Origin of the sequence: Ornithinibacter aureus, assembly GCF_009858245.1 — a bacterium.
Taxonomy (GTDB): Bacteria; Actinomycetota; Actinomycetes; order Actinomycetales; family Dermatophilaceae; genus Fodinibacter; species Fodinibacter aureus.
The window spans coordinates 1,444,747-1,461,853 of sequence record NZ_VMSB01000001.1; the positions used below are offsets into that span (position 1 = coordinate 1,444,747).

The 17,107-nt window shown below is 69.5% G+C and carries 13 protein-coding genes; 11 read left to right on the forward strand and 2 right to left on the reverse strand.

Translation table 11 applies throughout. The features are described from left to right. The first annotated feature begins 93 nt into the window (after positions 1-93). Together C8E84_RS06815 and C8E84_RS06820 are read left to right on the forward strand one after the other, a co-directional pair. Positions 94-1,533: a trimethylamine methyltransferase family protein gene (locus C8E84_RS06815; RefSeq protein WP_159900618.1), complete on the forward strand. Its 1,440-nt coding sequence runs from the start codon at positions 94-96 to the stop codon at positions 1,531-1,533. Between the two features lie 15 nt (positions 1,534-1,548). After that, on the forward strand, positions 1,549-2,934 hold the full coding sequence (locus C8E84_RS06820) for an L-serine ammonia-lyase (protein ID WP_159900637.1): 1,386 nt from the start codon (positions 1,549-1,551) through the stop codon (positions 2,932-2,934). A gap of 35 nt (positions 2,935-2,969) precedes the next feature. Here the strand turns inward: C8E84_RS06820 and C8E84_RS06825 are convergent, their stop codons facing one another. Continuing rightward, the gene (locus C8E84_RS06825; RefSeq protein WP_159900639.1) at positions 2,970-3,404 is read right to left on the reverse strand and encodes a hypothetical protein; all 435 of its coding nucleotides are present in this window, start codon (positions 3,402-3,404) and stop codon (positions 2,970-2,972) included. A gap of 127 nt (positions 3,405-3,531) precedes the next feature. Between C8E84_RS06825 and C8E84_RS18345 the strand changes: the two genes are divergently transcribed. Next, positions 3,532-3,666, forward strand: a complete 135-nt coding sequence (locus C8E84_RS18345) for a hypothetical protein (protein ID WP_281348920.1) — start codon at positions 3,532-3,534, stop codon at positions 3,664-3,666. A gap of 51 nt (positions 3,667-3,717) precedes the next feature. Here C8E84_RS18345 and purU read toward each other — a convergent pair whose 3' ends face one another. Then, the gene (gene purU / locus C8E84_RS06830; protein WP_159900641.1) at positions 3,718-4,605 is read right to left on the reverse strand and encodes a formyltetrahydrofolate deformylase; all 888 of its coding nucleotides are present in this window, start codon (positions 4,603-4,605) and stop codon (positions 3,718-3,720) included. A gap of 47 nt (positions 4,606-4,652) precedes the next feature. On the opposite strand from purU, the gene C8E84_RS06835 reads away from it, so the two are divergent. The 8 genes from C8E84_RS06835 (at position 4,653) to C8E84_RS06870 (ending at position 17,085) form a co-directional block, all read left to right on the forward strand. Further along, positions 4,653-5,435 (forward strand): IclR family transcriptional regulator, encoded by a 783-nt coding sequence (locus C8E84_RS06835; protein WP_159900643.1) that lies wholly within the window; start codon positions 4,653-4,655, stop codon positions 5,433-5,435. A 94-nt stretch (positions 5,436-5,529) separates the two neighbouring features. Then, positions 5,530-7,035 carry an aldehyde dehydrogenase family protein gene (locus tag C8E84_RS06840; protein WP_211675423.1) on the forward strand — a complete coding sequence of 502 codons (1,506 nt, stop codon included), beginning with the start codon at positions 5,530-5,532 and terminating at the stop codon, positions 7,033-7,035. Between the two features lie 8 nt (positions 7,036-7,043). Beyond that, positions 7,044-8,768: a choline dehydrogenase gene (betA, locus tag C8E84_RS06845; protein ID WP_159904588.1), complete on the forward strand. Its 1,725-nt coding sequence runs from the start codon at positions 7,044-7,046 to the stop codon at positions 8,766-8,768. Positions 8,769-8,814: 46 nt separating this feature from the next. After that, positions 8,815-10,848: a choline BCCT transporter BetT gene (gene betT / locus C8E84_RS06850; RefSeq protein WP_159900645.1), complete on the forward strand. Its 2,034-nt coding sequence runs from the start codon at positions 8,815-8,817 to the stop codon at positions 10,846-10,848. Positions 10,849-11,020: 172 nt separating this feature from the next. After that, positions 11,021-12,637, forward strand: a complete 1,617-nt coding sequence (locus C8E84_RS06855; protein WP_159900647.1) for a BCCT family transporter — start codon at positions 11,021-11,023, stop codon at positions 12,635-12,637. A gap of 205 nt (positions 12,638-12,842) precedes the next feature. Beyond that, positions 12,843-15,359, forward strand: a complete 2,517-nt coding sequence (locus C8E84_RS06860; protein ID WP_159900649.1) for a GcvT family protein — start codon at positions 12,843-12,845, stop codon at positions 15,357-15,359. Further along, positions 15,356-16,129 carry an electron transfer flavoprotein subunit beta/FixA family protein gene (locus C8E84_RS06865; protein ID WP_159900651.1) on the forward strand — a complete coding sequence of 258 codons (774 nt, stop codon included), beginning with the start codon at positions 15,356-15,358 and terminating at the stop codon, positions 16,127-16,129. Before C8E84_RS06860 ends, C8E84_RS06865 begins: the two co-directional genes overlap by 4 nt. Then, complete coding sequence (locus tag C8E84_RS06870) at positions 16,126-17,085, forward strand: electron transfer flavoprotein subunit alpha/FixB family protein (protein WP_159900653.1); 960 nt, start codon at positions 16,126-16,128, stop codon at positions 17,083-17,085. The genes C8E84_RS06865 and C8E84_RS06870 overlap by 4 nt, the downstream gene beginning before the upstream one ends. Positions 17,086-17,107: the final 22 nt, after the last annotated feature.

Consider the following 17,107-nt stretch of genomic DNA (forward strand, 5'->3'; position numbering starts at 1 on the left):
TGACTCACGATGTGGAACCAGAGTCCCACATGATGAGGCTAGGATGTGAGCAGGCTCACCGTCAATGTCGATCGCCACCGAAAGGCACGCCCGATGTTCACCAACCGCATGCCGCGCTACGAGATCCTCTCGGCCGATGCCCTCGCCCAGTTGGATGCCGGGTGGCGTCGACTCGTGACCGAGATCGGCGTCGAGTTCATGAGCGACCGGGCCCTTGACCTGTTCCGGGCCGCGGGCCAGCGCGTCGAGGAGAACACCGTCTTCCTCGACCCCGAGTTCGTGCTCGAGCAGGTCGCCAAGGCCCCGCGCGAGTTCGACGTGCATGCCCGCAACGCCGAGCGCAGCATCCACATCGGTGGCGACTCGATGGCGTTCGGCGCGGTCTACGGGCCTCCCTTCGTGAGGGAGGGTGACGTCCGCCGCGACGGCACGCTCGAGGACTACCGCAACTTCGCGAAGCTCTCGCAGTCCTTCTCGGTGCTCGACTCAGCCGGCGGCGTGGTCTGCGAGCCCAACGACGCCCCCCTCGACTCGCGCCACCTCGACATGACGCTGTCCCTCATGACGCTCACCGACAAGGTGTTCATGGGCAACGTCGTCTCCGGCGAGAACGCCCGCGACGTCATCGCGATGTCGGAGATCCTCTTCGGCGGCCGCGAGGCGATCGAGGCCCGCCCGGCATCCATCAGCCTGATCAACTGCAACTCGCCCCTGCGCTGGGACGACCGCATGCTCGACGCCCTGTTCGAGTACTGCGCCGCCGCGCAGCCGGTGGTCCTCACCCCGTTCATCCTCATGGGTGCGATGTCCCCCGTGACGATTCCCGCCGCCCTGGTGCAGCAGATGGCCGAGGCCCTGTCCGGCATCGCCCTCGCCCAGCTCATCCGCCCCGGGTGCCCGGTGATCTTCGGCTCGTTCCTGTCCAACATCGACATGCAGTCGGGCTCGCCGACCTTCGGCACCCCGGAGTCCGGCATCGGGCTGCTGTGCACCGGGCAGATCGCGCGCCACTTCAACCTGCCGTTCCGTTCCGGTGGCGGGCTGACCTCGTCCCAGGTTCCTGACGCGCAGGCCGGCTACGAGGCCCTGATGACCCTCATGCCGACGTTCCTCGCCGGCACCAACTGGGTCATGCACACCGCGGGCTGGCTCGAGGGTGGCCTGGTCGCGGGCTTCGAGAAGTTCGTCATCGACTGCCAGATCGTCGAGATGCTCCAGCACGAGTTCACCCCGCTGGAGATCGACCCCGGCTCGCTGGCGTTCGACGCCCACCAGGAAGTCGGCCACGGTGGCCACTTCCTGGGCTCGATGCACACCATGGAGCGCTTCCGCACCTGCTTCTACCGCCCCTTCCTCAACTCCTCGGACAACTACGAGCGCTGGATGCGCAATGGCGCCCAGGACACCGCGACCCGCGCCGCCGGCATCTGGCGCCAGCGCCTCGAGAAGTACGAGCAGCCGGCGCTCGACGACGGCATCCGCTCCGAGCTCGAGGCTTTCGTGACCCGGCGCCGCCGGGAGCTCGGCGACTGAGGCAGGCTCTGGGCCATGGCCATCAGCGCGTTCGACCTCTTCTCGGTGGGCATCGGCCCGTCGAGCTCCCACACGGTGGGCCCGATGCGCGCCGCGCACACCTTCGCCGAGGGCCTGCGTGCCGACGGCCTGCTCCCCCGGGTCGCTCGGGTGCGCGCCGAGCTGTTCGGCTCGCTCGGCGCCACCGGCCACGGCCACGGGTCGGTCAAGGCCGTGGTCCTGGGCCTGGAGGGTGAGCAGCCCGAGCACACCGACCCGCGCGGCGCCGACGCGCGCCTGGACGCGGTGGTGCGTGACGGCATCCTGCAACTGGCGGGCGAGCACGGCATCCGCTGCGACGTCGCCGACGACGTGGTGCTGCACCGTCGCGCCACGCTGCCCTTCCACGCCAACGGCATGCGGTTCGCGGCGTACGCGAGCGCCGAGCCCGCCGAGGACGAGGCACCGCTGCGCCAGCGGGAGTACTACTCCGTCGGCGGCGGCTTCGTCCTGGACGAGGACGAGGTGGGCGAGAACAAGATCGTGCCCGACCACACGCCCGTGCGGTACCCGTTCACCACCGGCGACGAGCTGCTCGCCCGCTGCGCCGAGACCGGCCTGCCGATCAGCGGGGTGATGCTCGCCAACGAGCTCTCGTGGCGCACCGAGGCGGAGGTCCGCGAGGGCCTGCTGCACCTGTGGCAGGTCATGCAGGAGTGCGTCGACAACGGATGCCGTGCCGAGGGTGTGCTTCCCGGCGGCCTGAAGGTGCAGCGCCGCGCTCCTCGGCTGGCCCGGCAGCTGCGCACCGAGCACCCGGGTGACCCCTTGGCCGCGATGGACTGGGTGACGCTGTACGCCCTGGCCGTCAACGAGGAGAACGCCTCCGGGGGTCGCATCGTGACGGCCCCGACCAACGGCGCAGCCGGCATCATCCCCGCGGTCTTGCACTACTACACCCGCTTCGTGCCCGGCGCCGACGACGACGGCGTCGTGAGCTTCCTGCTCACCGCCGCCGCGATCGGCAGCCTCTACAAGGAGAACGCGTCGATCTCGGGCGCGGAGGTCGGCTGCCAGGGCGAGGTCGGCTCGGCCTGCTCGATGGCGGCCGGCGCCCTGGCCGAGGTGCTCGGCGGGACCCCCGACCAGGTCGAGAACGCTGCCGAGATCGGCATCGAGCACAACCTGGGGCTCACCTGCGACCCCGTGGGCGGGCTCGTGCAGATCCCGTGCATCGAGCGCAACGCGGTGGCGTCGGTCAAGGCGATCACCGCCGCCCGGATCGCGCTGCGCGGCACCGGCCGTCAGGTCGTCTCGCTGGACAGGGCGATCAAGACGATGCGCGACACCGGGCGCGACATGAAGGTCAAGTACAAGGAGACCTCGCGCGGCGGCCTGGCCGTCAACGTGATCGAGTGCTGAGCTCGATTCCGGGGCCGCATGGCTCCCACGACCCATCACGATGCGCGCACACCGGTCCATGCCTGCGGAAATGCCCGAACTCCTGAGTCGGTGGCGAGGAAGGCACCAAGGAGCGTGCCGCCACCATCCCGGCAGGCGTTGATGGCCATCTGGTGCCAACGTCGGTCGACGTCGGTGAGCAGGGCCGAACCCGGGCGGCCGCGCACGAAGATCAGCGAGCCGTCGGTGTCCGCGACCATGCCGCACACCTGGGTGAGGAAAGGTAAGAACTCCTGGGGCTCCACCGCTTCGTCGACGTCGTTGACGAGGCACGGCTGCGTCATCCGACGGTCGGGCCCCACCAGGATCAGACCGACGCAGCCGTTGGATCGATCCTCATCCCCCACGACCAGATCGGCGACGTCTGCCGCCAGGCCGGGAGTGTCGAGGGGGAGGTCGCGCCAGTTCTCGGGAAGGTCGTGGAAGCTCATGGGCACCACCCTGCCAACTCTCGATGACCGCTCCGAGTTGTCCACAGGTCAGTTCCTCGGCCTTGGATGGATACCGCCCACCCGCCGGTATCAAACAAGCCCCGCCGTCCTCCTGAGGGACATGCACATGATCACGCCCGGCATCGCCGCATCCCTGACCCCCACGTCCGTCGAGCGCACCCCGGTCACCCCGCGGCCGCGACGGCGTCGCCACCTACGGCACGTGCGGCTGCACCTGCACCTGCCGCACCGCCACGCCTGAGACCTTCCGGCCCCGGTCGAGGAGTCGGGCTCCGGCCCGACGGCGTGCGCGTCAGCTGAAGACGACCGTCCGGTCGCCGTTGAGCAGCACCCGCGACTCGCAGTGCCAGCGCACTGCGCGCGCCAGCACACGTGACTCGACCTCCTCGCCGGCACGAACGAGGTCCTCGGCGGCCATCCGGTGGTCCACGCGCACGACGTCCTGGTCGATGATCGGCCCCTCGTCGAGGTCCGCCGTCACGTAGTGGGCCGTCGCCCCGACGAGTTTGACGCCCCGCGCGAACGCCTGGTGGTAGGGCTTGGCGCCCTTGAACGAGGGCAGGAACGAGTGGTGGATGTTGATGACCCGGCCGGACAGGTCACGTGACAGGTCGTCGGAGAGCACCTGCATGTAGCGGGCCAGCACGACGAGGTCGACGTCGTGCTCGGCGACGATGTCGCGCAGGCGCGCCTCCGCCTGCGCCTTGGTGTCCGCCGTGACCGGGACGTGGTGGAACGGGATGCCGTACGACGTCACGAGTGGTTCGAGGTCGCGGTGGTTGGACACCACCGCCGGGATGTCCATCGTCAGCGCACCGGAACGCCAGCGGAAGAGCAGGTCGTTGAGGCAGTGCCCGAAACGGCTGACCATGATCAGGGCACGGTAGGGGTCGGCGACGCCGCGAATCTGCCACTGCATGTCGAAGCGCGCGGCGACGTCGGCGAAGAGCTCGCGCCAGCGCCCGACGTCCGGGCCCCCGGCGGAGACCGAGAAGCGGATCCGCATGAAGAACTGGTCGGTGCGCACGTCGTCGAACTGCTGCGACTCCTCGATGTTCGCACCGTGGTCGAACAGCAGCGCCGACACTGCGGCGACGATGCCGCGCTGATCGGGGCAGGACAGGACGAGAACGGCATCCGTGGTCGGGGCGGCCGCAGTGGTGGCGGGGGTGCTGGTCATGGCCCCACGCTAGACGGCCGAGCCGAACCCCCCGATACTGTTCCGCCATGCGCACCACAAGCCGATCACCGTCGGGCACCGTGCAGTCGGTCGACCGCGCGGTCACGATCCTCGAACTCCTCGCAGTGCACGGCACGGCGGGTGTCACCCAGCTGGCGCGCGACCTCGGGGTCCACAAGTCGACGGCCAGTCGGCTCGTCGCAGCACTCGAACGGCGGCGGCTCGTCGAGCAGGTCGAGGAACGCGGTGCCTACCGGCTGGGTGTCGGGGTGCTGAAGCTGGCCGGGGCCACGACCGCACGACTCGACCTCACCCAGGAGGCGAGGCCCGTGTGCAGGCGGCTGGCCGCGGAGACCGGGGAGACGGTCAACCTCGCCGTGCTGGCCGGCGGAGCGGTGCTCTACGTCGACCAGGTGTCGGGCACGTCGACGCTGTCGTCCTACAACTGGGTCGGGCAGCACATCCCCATCCACGCGACGAGCAACGGCAAGGTCCTGGTCAGCGAGTTCGAGGGCGCGGACCTGACGCGCGTGCTCGGCGAGCTCATCGCCTACACGCCGTCGACCGTCACCGACCGGACGCGGCTGGACAGTGAACTCGCCCTCGTGCGGGAGCAGGGCTTCGCCATCGCCACCGACGAACTCGACGTCGGCCTGACGGCGGTGGCAGCTCCCGTGCGGGACGCGCACGGTGACGTCGTCGCCTCCGTCAGCGTGTCCGGCCCCTCCTTCCGCTTCGACGAAGACCGGATCGCCGAGATCGTGCCCCTCGTGCGCACCGCCACGACCGAGATCAGCGGCCTCTTGGCACACGTTCCGCCGGAGCGCTGAGCGCACTCAGCGGGCAGCGCGTCGCGACACCGCTGAATGGCCGCCGCTTGACCGGTGCCCGCGCCTGCACCATTGTGTTGCGCACATCACATCGATGTTGCACGTGGTGCAACCAGTGGGAGGTGCCGTGGCGGAGCTGTTCATCGACGGTCAATGGCGACCGGCTGCGGACGGCGCAACACGCGACATCCGCTGCCCCGCAGACGGCTCGTTCGTCGCCACCGTCGCCGAGGCCAGCGAGGTCGACACCCTCGCCGCCATCGCCGCAGCCCGCGCCGCCTTCGACGACGGCGAGTGGCCGACCATGCCGACGTCGGCACGGGGCGAGGTGCTCTCCCGGGTCGCCGACCTCCTCGAGCGCGACTCGGCGCAGATCGCCCGCGCCGAGGCGCTCGACACCGGCAAGCGCTACGTCGAGGCCGAGTACGACGTCGCGGACGTCGTCTCGGTCTTTCGCCACTACGCGAAGGTCGCGTCCACGGCATCCGATGCCGGTCGCGTCGCCGACGTCGGGCGCGAGGGTGTCGAGAGCACGATCCGCAAGGAACCGATCGGCGTGTGTGCCCTCATCACGCCGTGGAACTACCCCCTCCTGCAGGCCAGCTGGAAGGTCGCCCCGGCACTCGCGGCCGGCGACACCTTCGTGCTCAAGCCCAGCGAGATCACCCCGCACTCCAGCGTGCACCTGATCCGCATCCTCGACGAGGCCGGCGTGCCCGCAGGAGTCGCGAACCTCGTGCTCGGCACCGGCGCCGGCTGCGGCGGGCCGCTGTCCAGCGACCCCCGCGTCGACCTGGTCTCGTTCACCGGCAGCCTGGCTGTCGGGCGACACCTCATGGCGGCGGCCGCACCGACGGTCAAGCGGGTGGCGCTGGAACTCGGCGGCAAGAACCCCAACATCGTCTTCGCCGACGCCGATCGCGAGGCAGCCCTCGACAACGCGATGACCGCGGTCTTCCTGCACTCCGGCCAGGTCTGCTCCGCCGGGGCGCGGCTGATCGTCGAGGAGTCCATCGCCGAGGAGTTCGTCGACGAGATCATCGCGCGCGCCCGCGGCATCCGGCTCGGCGGCCCGTTCGACGACGCGGCCCAGACCGGGCCGCTGACGAGCGAGGCCCACCTGCGCAAGGTGGAGGCCTACGTCGCCACGGGGATCGCCGAGGGCGCCCGGCTGCGCCTGGGTGGCGAGCGCGCGACCGAGGGTGACCTCGCTGACGGCTACTACTTCCCGCCCACCGTGTTCGACCGGTGCCGCAGCGACATGAGCATCGTGCAGGAGGAGTCGTTCGGGCCGGTGCTGACCGTCGAGACCTTCACCACCGAGGACGAGGCGGTCACGCTGGCGAACGACTCGATCTTCGGGCTCGCGGGCGCCATCTGGACCACCGACCAGTCCCGGGCCGACCGCATCGCCCGCCGCCTGCGGATGGGCACGGTCTGGATCAACGACTACCACCCCTACGTCGCCCAGGCGGAGTGGGGCGGCTACAAGCAGTCCGGCATCGGGCGTGAGCTCGGTGAGCTCGGCCTCGAGGAGTACCAGGAGACCAAACACGTGTGGCGCAACACCGCGCCCGCCCCCTCAGGATGGTGGACATGAAACTTCGGATGCCGGATCGCGCCAGTGAGGCGCTGGCCAGGACGACGCTGGGTGCGGCACCGGACCGGGTCGACGTCGTCGTCGTCGGCGGCGGCAGCGCCGGGTGCGTCATCGCCAACCGGTTGTCGGCCGACGCCGGGACCTCGGTGCTGGTCCTCGAGGCCGGCCGGGCCGACCTGAAGATCGACCCGTTCATCCACATGCCGGCGGCGCTGCCGTTCCCCATCGGCAGCCGGTTCTACGACTGGAAGTACGAGTCCGAGCCCGAGCCGCACATGAACGGCCGTCGGATCTACCACGCCCGCGGCAAGGTGCTCGGTGGGTCGAGCTCGATCAACGGGATGATCTTCCAGCGGGGCAACCCGATGGACTACGAGCGCTGGGCCGCCGACCCGGGCATGGAGTCCTGGGACTTCGCCCACTGCCTGCCCTACTTCAAGAAGATGGAGACCTGCCGCGCCGGCGCCGACGAGTGGCGCGGTGGCAGCGGCCCGCTCATCCTGGAACGTGGACCCGCCACCAACCCGCTGTTCGGTGCCTTCTTCGCCGCGGCCGTCGAGGCGGGATATCCCCTCACCGATGACGTCAACGGCTACCGGCAGGAGGGCTTCGCGAAGTTCGACCGCAACATCAACCGCGGCCGTCGGTGGTCCGCGGCCCGCGCCTATCTGCACCCGGTCATGAACCGTCCGAACCTGCACGTGCGCACCCTGGCCATGACCACCCGGATCCTCTTCGAGGGCACCCGGGCGGTCGGGGTCGAGTACACCCAGCTCGGAGCCACCCACACCGTCCGGGCGGGCGAGGTCGTGCTCTGCGGTGGCGCGATCAACACCCCGCAGCTGCTCCAGCTGTCCGGGGTCGGCAACGCCGACGAGCTCAAGGCACTCGGCATCACGCCGGTGGCCGACGTCAAGGGGGTCGGCGAGCACCTCCAGGACCACCTCGAGGTCTACATCCAGTACGCGAGCAAGCAACCGGTGTCCATCGCACCGGGGCTGAAGTACCACAACCGGCCCAAGCTGGCCGCCGACTGGCTCTTCTTCCGCAAGGGCCTGGGCGCGACCAACCACTTCGAGGGTGGTGGCTTCGTGCGCAGCAACGACGACGTCGACTACCCCAACCTGATGTTCCACTTCCTGCCGATCGCCATCCGCTACGACGGGTCGAGCCCGATCAAGGGCCACGGCTACCAGGTGCACATCGGCCCGATGTACTCCGACGCCCGCGGCACCATCAAGATCACGAGCACCAACCCGATGGACAAGCCGGCGATGCGCTTCAACTACCTGTCCACCGACCAGGATCGTCGCGAGTGGGTCGAATCGATCCGCGTCGCCCGCCACATCCTCGGGCAGAGCGCGATGGACCCGTTCAACGACGGTGAGATCTCTCCCGGCCCGAGCGTCGAGACCGACGAGGAGATCCTCGACTGGGTCCGCAAGGACGCCGAGACCGCCCTGCACCCGAGCTGCACCGCTCGCATGGGCGTCGATGACATGTCCGTGCTCGACCCGCTCACCATGGCGGTGCACGGCACCCAGGGCCTGCGGGTCGTCGACGCCAGCGCCATGCCCTACGTGACCAACGGCAACATCTACGCCCCGGTCATCATGCTCGCCGAGAAGGCGGCTGACCTCATCGCGGGAAACACCCCCCTCCCGCCGTCCGACGCGCCGTGGTACAACCACCGCGCGGGCAGCCCGCTCCACGCCCCCACGAAGGCCACCTGAGTCCCCACTCACGGGCATCCCCACCGCGACAATCCCTGGAGGTCTCATGAGCAACGACGCTCGAGCCCGCGCCGTGGCCGGACCGCCGGTCCGTGTTCCCGTCTTCGCTGCCTCCCTGATCGGCGTGCTCGTCATGGCGATCTGGGCACTGGCTGCCCCTACCTCTGCCGAGAGCGCCCTCGGGTCGGTGACGGCCTGGGTCACCGAGTGGTTCGGCTGGTTCTACGTCCTGCTCGCGACCGCCGTCCTGGTCTTCGTGCTCTACCTCGGGGTGTCGCGGTACGGCCACATCCGGTTGGGCCCGGACCACTCGCGCCCCGAGTTCTCCACCTTCGCCTGGGCCTCGATGTTGTTCGCGGCGGGTATCGGCACCGACGTCATGTTCTACTCCGTCGTCGAGCCGGCCAGCCAGTACATGGCTCCTCCCGTCCTCGAGGCCGAGACCGTCGAGGCTGCCCGTGACGCGACGGTGTGGACGCTGTTCCACTACGGCATCACCGGGTGGGGCATGTATGCCCTCATGGGAATAGCCCTGGGGTATTTCTGTCACCGCATGGGGCTACCTCTGGCCGTCCGTTCGGCGCTCCAGCCGATCCTCGGTCGCCGCATCGAAGGGCCCATCGGCCACGCGGTCGACACGGCGGCTGTGCTCGGCACGATCTTCGGCGTCGCCACCTCGCTCGGAATCGGCGTCGTCTTCCTCAACGTCGGCCTGAACCTGTTGTTCGGGGTCTCGGTCGGCACCGGCGCGCAGATCGCCCTCGCCGCGCTCGCCGTCATCATGGCTGCCGTGTCGGCGACGACCGGGGTCGACAAGGGCATCCGGTTCCTCTCCCAGCTCAACGTCCTCCTGGCCCTCGGGCTGGCCGGCTGGATCCTCGCCACCGGCAACACGAGCTTCATCCTCAACGCCGTCGTCGCCAACGTCGGCGACTTCGCCCGCTCCTTCCCGGCCAAGACGATGGAGACCTTCCCGTTCATCGACAACGCCGAGTGGATGAGCTCCTGGACCCTGTTCTTCTGGGCCTGGTGGGTTGCCTGGGCGTCGTTCGTCGGGCTGTTCCTTGCGCGCATCTCGCGCGGGCGCACGATCCGCCAGTTCGTCGCCGGCACGATGATCATCCCGTTCCTCTACATCGTCATGTGGATCTCGATCTTCGGCAACGCCACCATCGAGCGGATCCGCGGCGGGGACGCCGAGTTCGCGACCCTCGCCCAGGACTTCACCGGAGCCGGGTTCTACGAGCTCCTCAAGGGGTACCCGGCGGCCAACGTCGTCATCGCCCTCGCCGTCTTCGTCGGTCTGCTCTTCTACGTCACCTCGGCCGACTCCGGTGCGCTCGTCATGGCCAACCTGTGCAGCCGGCTGGAGACCGGGTCCGAGGACGCCGCTGCGTGGCAGCGCATCCTGTGGGCAGCCGTGACCGGCCTGCTCACGATCGCGATGCTCATCGTGGGCGGAATCGTGGCCCTGCAGTACGCGACGATCATCTTCGGCCTACCCTTCGCCTTCGTCCTGGTCCTCGTGATGCTCGGCCTCCTCAAGGCCCTGCGGCGCGAGGGTCGCCGGGTCGACAGTGGGGCCCACACCATGTCGGCGAAGCTGTCCGCTCGCGGCAGTGACGGCGACGCCCAACCGGCATCCCTGTGGAAGACCAGGTTGGCTCGGCTGACCAACTTCGTGGATCGAGCGGACGCCCAGACGCATCTCGAGGGCGTCGTGCGGCCAGCCCTGGACGAGGTTGCCGAGGAACTCGGACGACTCGGTGTGGATTCCGAGGTCTCGTCGGATTTGGTCGGCCCCGAGGGCGCCGCGCAGTCAGCCGTCACCCTGCGCACGCTGTCCGAGGACGAGCCGTTCATCTACCGGGTGGTCCTGACCGAGGGGCCCGTCCCCACGTACGGCGGACGGATGATCCAGGCCCGCGACACCCATGCCCGCCTCGAGGTGCACCTCGAAGCCGGCGGTCAGGACTACGACGTCATGGGCTACAGCCGAGGGCAGATCATCCACGACTGTCTGGACAACTACGAACAACACCTCCAGTTCCTCCGTCTGGGCAGCTCCACCAAGGGCTGACCCACCGGACAGGAGGGGCCGGATGCCGGGGTGCCACGACGCGTGGCGCCCCGGCATCCGGCGTGTCGGGACCCCAACGGTTGACGGGCCGGGTGACCGGGGTCACACTCGATGCCAGTTGCGGAGGACGCGACAGGTTGCGAGGTGAGCAACCACGACCGAGGGAGAGTTCATGGCAGACACCTTGAGCACCGAACGCGTGGATCAGCACGGCAACGGCAGACGGCGGCAGGGGGTGGACAAGGTCGTCTTCGGAGTTGCCGCGGGCCTGGCCCTGGTCTTCCTCCTCTACGGCTCACTCGACAGCGAAGGGTTCGGGGAGACGGGAGGCACTGCCCTGTCGTGGATCACGACGAACTTCGGCTGGTTCTTCGTCCTCACCAGCGGTGCGTTCCTGCTGTTCAGCGTCTTCCTCGCGGCGACCCGCTACGGCAACATCAAGCTCGGCGCCGACGACTCGGTGCCGGAGTTCTCGACCTTCTCGTGGGTGTCGATGATGTTCGCGACGGGCATGGGCATCGGTCTGATGTTCTACGGCGTCGCCGAGCCGCTCACCCACCTCAACACCCCACCGATGGGCATGGCCGAACCCGGGAGCGAGGAAGCCGCCCACCTGGCCATGGAGTACACGTTCTTCCACTGGGGATTCCACCCGTGGTCGATGTATGCCGTGATCGGTCTGGCCATCGCCTACTTCGCCTACCGCAAGGGCAACGGCAACCTCATCAGCGCCGCCTTCCGTCCCCTGCTCGGTGACCGGGTCGACGGCCCAGCCGGCCGCGGGATCGACATCCTGGCAATCCTCGCGACCCTGTTCGGCTCGGCGACCTCGCTCGGTCTGGGCGCCCTGCAGATCACCGGCGGTCTCGCCAACGTGTTCGACAACGAGGGGTACGGCACCACCGCGGCAGCACTGGTCATCGCCGTGCTGACCCTGTGCTTCGTCATCTCCGCGGTCAGTGGCGTCGACAAGGGCATCAAGTGGCTGTCCAACGCCAACGCGATCGCCGCCGGACTGCTCGTGTTCTTCCTGTTCGTCGTCGGCCCGACCGTCTTCATCCTCTCGACGTTCACCGAGTCGATCGGCGGCTACCTCACGCACCTGCCGACCATGAGCTTCCGCACCGGGGTCTTCGGTGGCAGCGAGTGGCTCAACGGCTGGACGATCTTCTACTGGGCCTGGTGGGTCTCCTGGACCCCCTTCGTCGGCATGTTCATCGCCCGCATCTCCAAGGGCCGCACGATCCGCCAGTTCGTCGTCTTCGTCATCGCGGTTCCGTCCCTGGTCTCCTTCGTCTGGTTCTCGATCCTCGGTGGCGCCGCCTTCGACCTGCAGCTGAACGAGGGCAAGGACATGGCGGCCCTCGTCGAGTCGGGCCTGGAGAGCACGCTGTTCGACACCCTGCGCTCGTTCCCCCTGTCCTCGGTCACGGTCGTGCTCGCGGTCTTCCTGATCGCGATCTTCTTCATCACCGGGGCCGACTCGGCCTCCATCGTCATGGGGATGCTCAGCGAGAACGGCGCCGAGGAGCCCAAGCGCGGGCTGGTCGTCTTCTGGGGTGTCGCGACCGGTGCGGTAGCGACGGTGCTGCTGTTCGCCGACGGGTTGTCGGCCCTGCAGACCGGGGTCATCATCATCGGCTTCCCGTTCCTCATCGTGCTGATCGGCTTGTGCGTCTCGCTGTGGAAGTCACTGCGCGAGGAGACCTTCGAGTCCACCCTGCGTGACCCGCTGCGCAAGGTGGTCGTCGCGACCAAGCACGGCGACGGCACCCGCAGCGGCAGCTGAGCCGACGGCATCCCCTGCGGTCGACCCCGCTCGACCTCAGCCGCACCACCGCGCCGCCCGAGTCCGCCACCCGGCACTCGGGCGGCGCGGCTGCGTGAGGTGTTGGCACACCCCCTGTGATCTGCCACACTGGTGACCGCGTTGCACATCGAGCGTCAGGTTGCGTCATACGCACCCCGGATGCCGTCAGAAAGGATTCCCACGGATGGCCTCCCTTCCTTCTTCCGCCCGCTGCGTCATCATCGGCGCCGGCATCGTCGGGAACTCGCTCGCCTACCACCTGGCCGAGCTCGGCTGGACCGACATCGTCCAGCTCGACAAGGGCCCGCTGCCCAACCCCGGTGGCTCCACGGGTCACGCGAGCAACTTCATCTTCCCGGTCGACCACTCACGCGAGTTCGCCGACATCACGCTGGACTCGGTGCGCCAGTACAAGGAGCTGGGCGTCTTCACCGAGTCCGGCGGCTACGAGGTCGCACGCACGCAGGAGCGCATGGAGGAACTGCGCCGCCGGATGAGCAGCGCGAAGGCCTGGGGCATCCCCGCCGAGCTGGTCACCCCCGAGCAGGTCGTCGAGAAGGTCCCCTTCCTCGACCCGAACGTCATCATCGGTGCCGCCTGGTTCCCGACCGTCGGCGTCGTCGACAGCCTGCGCGCCGGCACGATCATGCGCGAGCGCGCCGTCGAGAAGGGCGCCCTGACGACCGTCCCGAACGTCGAGGTCACCGGCATCGAGGTGGTCGAGGGTCGCATCCGCGCGGTCGAGACCACCCAGGGTCGCATCGAGGCGGAGACGGTCGTCATCGCCTGCGGTGTCTGGAGCCCGAAGATCGCCCGCATGGCCGGCGCCCGCATCCCCCTCACCCCCGCGGTGCACCAGATGATCTCGGTCGGCCCGTGCGAGGTGCTCACCGAGCGTCCCGGTGAGATCAGCTACCCGATCGTTCGCGACATGGACACCTTCTGCTACGAGCGTCAGCACGGCTCGGACATGGAGGTCGGCTCCTACGCCCACCGCGCCATCCTCTGGGACCCCGAGGACATCCCCTCCATCGAGCAGAGCAAGCTCTCCCCCACCGAGCTGCCGTTCACCGAGGACGACTTCGACCCGCAGCTCGAGCAGGCCCTCGAGCTCATGCCCGAGCTCCTGGGCGACGAGCGCGCCGAGATCCGCTACGCCATCAACGGGCTGCTCTCGCTGACCCCCGACGGCTACCCGATCCTCGGCGAGACGCCCGAGGTCAAGGGCCTGTGGTCCGCGGCCGCCGTGTGGATCAAGGAGGGTCCGGGCACCGCCCGCGCCGTCGCCGAGTGGATGACGCACGGCAACCCCGAGATCGACCTCGGCCACTCTGACATCGCGCGCTTCCACCCGCACCAGAAGACCCGGGCGCACGTCAAGGCGCGCACCTCCGAGTCGTTCATCAAGACCTACGGCATCGTGCACCCCGGCGAGCAGTACGAGAGCAACCGCAACATCCGGCTGGCCCCCATGCACGCGTCCGAGCGCGAGCTCGGCGCGGTGTTCTACGAGACGGCCGGCTGGGAGCGCCCGTTCTGGTACGAGTCCAACGCCGGGCTCGTCGAGAAGTTCGGCGACGCGTGCATGCCCCGCGAGAACGAGTGGGACTCGCGCTGGTGGTCGCCGATCATCAACGCCGAGCACCTCCAGATGCGCGAGACCGCCGGCCTGGTCGACCTGTCGGCCTTCGTCATCTTCGACGTCATCGGTCCCCAGGCGCTGGCCGCGGTGCAGAACATCATCGTCGCCCAGGCCGACGTGAGGATCGGCCGCGTCGTCTACACCCCGGTGCTCGACGAGACCGGTGGCTTCCGCTCCGACCTCACGGTCATGCGCCTGGCCCACGACCACTTCCGCGTGGTCACCGGTGGCGCCCACGGCATGGCCGACAAGAAGTGGTTCAGTGACCGGATGCCGGAGGGCGCCGTCGTCGTCGACCTCACGTCGAGCTGGACGACCATCGGCATCTGGGGCCCCAAGGCCCGCGAGATCGTCTCCGCCATCACCGACTCCGACATGTCGCACCAGGGCTTCCCGTTCGGCACGTGCCGTGAGATCGAGGTCGGCTCGCTGCACGTCCTCGCGTCGCGGATCTCCTACGTCGGTGAGTACGGCTGGGAGCTGTACACGCCGATGGAAGCCGGCGCCGCCCTGTGGGAGCGCCTGCTCGAGGTCGGCACGCCGCTCGGCATGGTCCCCGTCGGCATCGGTGTCTACGGCACGACCGGCCGCCTCGAGAAGGGCTACCGCGCCTACGGTGCCGAGCTCGACAGCGAGCGCACCCTCATGGAGACCGGCATGTCGCGCGCGAAGTGGAAGGACCAGGACTTCGTCGGCAAGGACGCCGTCATCGCCCAGGCTCAGCAAGCCCCCAAGGCAGTGCTGTGCACCCTGACCGTCGATGACCACACCTCCGCCAGTGGCGTGAAGCGCTACATGCTCGGCGGCGAGCCGATCCTCACCCGCGACGGCGGCATCCTCACCGACGGCCACGGCCACCACCCCTACGTGACGTCCGCGGGCTCGGCCCCGAGCCTGGGCAAGCACCTGCTCATGGCCTTCCTGCCACCCGAGCAGGCCGTCGTCGGCACCGAGCTCGCCGTCTCATACATGGAGGAGCTCTACCCGGTCACGGTGGCCGCCGCGGACGCGACGCCCCTGTTCGACCCGGAGAACAACCGCATCCGGGGGCTCGCGTGACCAACGTCCTCGTCTGCGTCAAGCGCGCGCCCGACCCCACCGGTGAGGTCGTGCTCACCGACGACGGCCTGCGTGTCGACGGCCGCTACGCCGGGTACACCACGAGCGCCCACGAGGAGTCCGCGGTGGCGCTCGCGGTGCAGCTCACCGAGGGCTCCGACGGCACGGTCACCGTGCTGTCGGTGGGTTCCGAGGACAGCATCGAGCAGATCCGTGCGGGCATCGCGGTCGGCGCCACCGACGGCATCCTCGTCGAGGCCGACGCCGACCTGCTCGGCCCGGCCGACGTCGCCGACGCCATCGCCCAGGCGGTGCGCGCCCGCGCTGAGGCGGGGACCACCTACGACCTCGTCCTGCTCGGCAACGACGCCGCCGACACCGGCGACTTCCAGGTGGGTGTCCGCCTGGCCTACCTGCTCGACCGACCCGTCGCCGCGGGCATCCAGCAGGTCGAGGTCAGTGACGGCCGCGCCACGTTGCGCGGAGAGGGCCCGGACGGCACCGAGGTGTTCGAGGTCGACCTACCCGCGGTGGTCACCGTGCTCGAGGGCGGCGTCGCGCCGAAGTACCCGAGCGTCATGGGGCGCATGCGCGCCAAGAAGGCCCCCGTCGAGACCGTGGCCTGGACAGGGTCTGCCGCCGGGTCCGGCCGTCAGGTGCTCACGGTGCCCGAGGCGCCGCCGAGCCAGGTGACCGTCATCGGTGAGGGTGCCGCCGCCGCGCCCGCCCTCGTCTCCGTCCTGCGCGAACTGGGAGTGGTGTCGCGATGAGTGTTCTCGTGCTGATCGAGGTCGAGGGAGGGTCCGCGTCACTGGTGTCACGCGAGGCGCTGACCTTCGCCCGTGACCTGGGTGCCGGCGACCTGCACGCCGTCGTCGTCGGCACACCCGCACCGGGTGTCGTCGCCGACTGCGCCGAGGCCGGTGTCGTCGCGATCCACACGGCGCAGGACCCGGCACTCGAGCGGGGATACGCCGCAGCCGCGTGGGCCGCCGTCGTCGAGGCAGCCGGCCGAGCAGCCCGGGCCGACCTCGTCGTGGCCCCGGGTACGGGCCGCGGCAACGAGGTGCTGGCGCACGTCGCGGCCCGCCGCAACCTGCGCATGGCCGCGAACGTCGTCTCCGTCGAGTCGCTGAGCCCGCTCGTGGTCCAGCGGCAGGTCGTCGGCGGCGCCGCCCTCGAACGGGCGACCGTCGACAGCCGGGTCCGCCTGATGACGATGGCCGGTCATGCGGTCGAGCCGGTGGCAGCCCCCTCCCCCGGCGCTGCGACGGTCACTCCCCTCGCGATCACCGTCGACCCCAAGGACCTGCGCGCCCAGGTGGTGCGCACCGAGGCCCGTGAGACCGGCGACGCCACCGGCCTCACCGCCGCGCGGGTCGTCGTCGGCGGCGGGCGTGGGGCCGGTGGGCCCGAGGGTTTCGGCGGGGTCGAGGCCTTGGCCAACCGCCTCGGCGGCGCGGTCGGCGTCTCGCGGGTCGTCACGTCCTTGGGCTGGCGCCCGCACCACGAGCAGGTCGGCCAGACCGGTTCGCGGATCGCGCCGGACCTCTACATCGCGTGCGGCATCTCGGGCGCCATCCAGCACTGGGCCGGCTGCGCGTCGAGCAAGACGATCATCGCCGTCAACACCGACCCCGACGCCCCGATGGTCACCAAGGCGAACTACGCCGTCATCGGTGACATGCACGAGGTGCTGCCCGCGGTGCTCGACGAGCTCGCCTGACCTCCCCGCGGTTCCTGGTGGT

Excerpts from the sequence above, each read along its gene's own strand:
- C8E84_RS06815 (WP_159900618.1), top strand. The coding sequence starts at position 94 with ATGTTCACCAACCGCATGCCGCGCTACGAGATCCTCTCGGCCGATGCC.
- C8E84_RS06820 (WP_159900637.1), top strand. The coding sequence starts at position 1,549 with ATGGCCATCAGCGCGTTCGACCTCTTCTCGGTGGGCATCGGCCCGTCG.
- C8E84_RS06825 (WP_159900639.1), bottom strand. The coding sequence starts at position 3,404 with ATGAGCTTCCACGACCTTCCCGAGAACTGGCGCGACCTCCCCCTCGAC.
- C8E84_RS18345 (WP_281348920.1), top strand. The coding sequence starts at position 3,532 with ATGATCACGCCCGGCATCGCCGCATCCCTGACCCCCACGTCCGTCGAG.
- purU (WP_159900641.1), bottom strand. The coding sequence starts at position 4,605 with ATGACCAGCACCCCCGCCACCACTGCGGCCGCCCCGACCACGGATGCC.
- C8E84_RS06835 (WP_159900643.1), top strand. The coding sequence starts at position 4,653 with ATGCGCACCACAAGCCGATCACCGTCGGGCACCGTGCAGTCGGTCGAC.
- C8E84_RS06840 (WP_211675423.1), top strand. The coding sequence starts at position 5,530 with ATGTTGCACGTGGTGCAACCAGTGGGAGGTGCCGTGGCGGAGCTGTTC.
- betA (WP_159904588.1), top strand. The coding sequence starts at position 7,044 with ATGCCGGATCGCGCCAGTGAGGCGCTGGCCAGGACGACGCTGGGTGCG.
- betT (WP_159900645.1), top strand. The coding sequence starts at position 8,815 with ATGAGCAACGACGCTCGAGCCCGCGCCGTGGCCGGACCGCCGGTCCGT.
- C8E84_RS06855 (WP_159900647.1), top strand. The coding sequence starts at position 11,021 with ATGGCAGACACCTTGAGCACCGAACGCGTGGATCAGCACGGCAACGGC.
- C8E84_RS06860 (WP_159900649.1), top strand. The coding sequence starts at position 12,843 with ATGGCCTCCCTTCCTTCTTCCGCCCGCTGCGTCATCATCGGCGCCGGC.
- C8E84_RS06870 (WP_159900653.1), top strand. The coding sequence starts at position 16,126 with ATGAGTGTTCTCGTGCTGATCGAGGTCGAGGGAGGGTCCGCGTCACTG.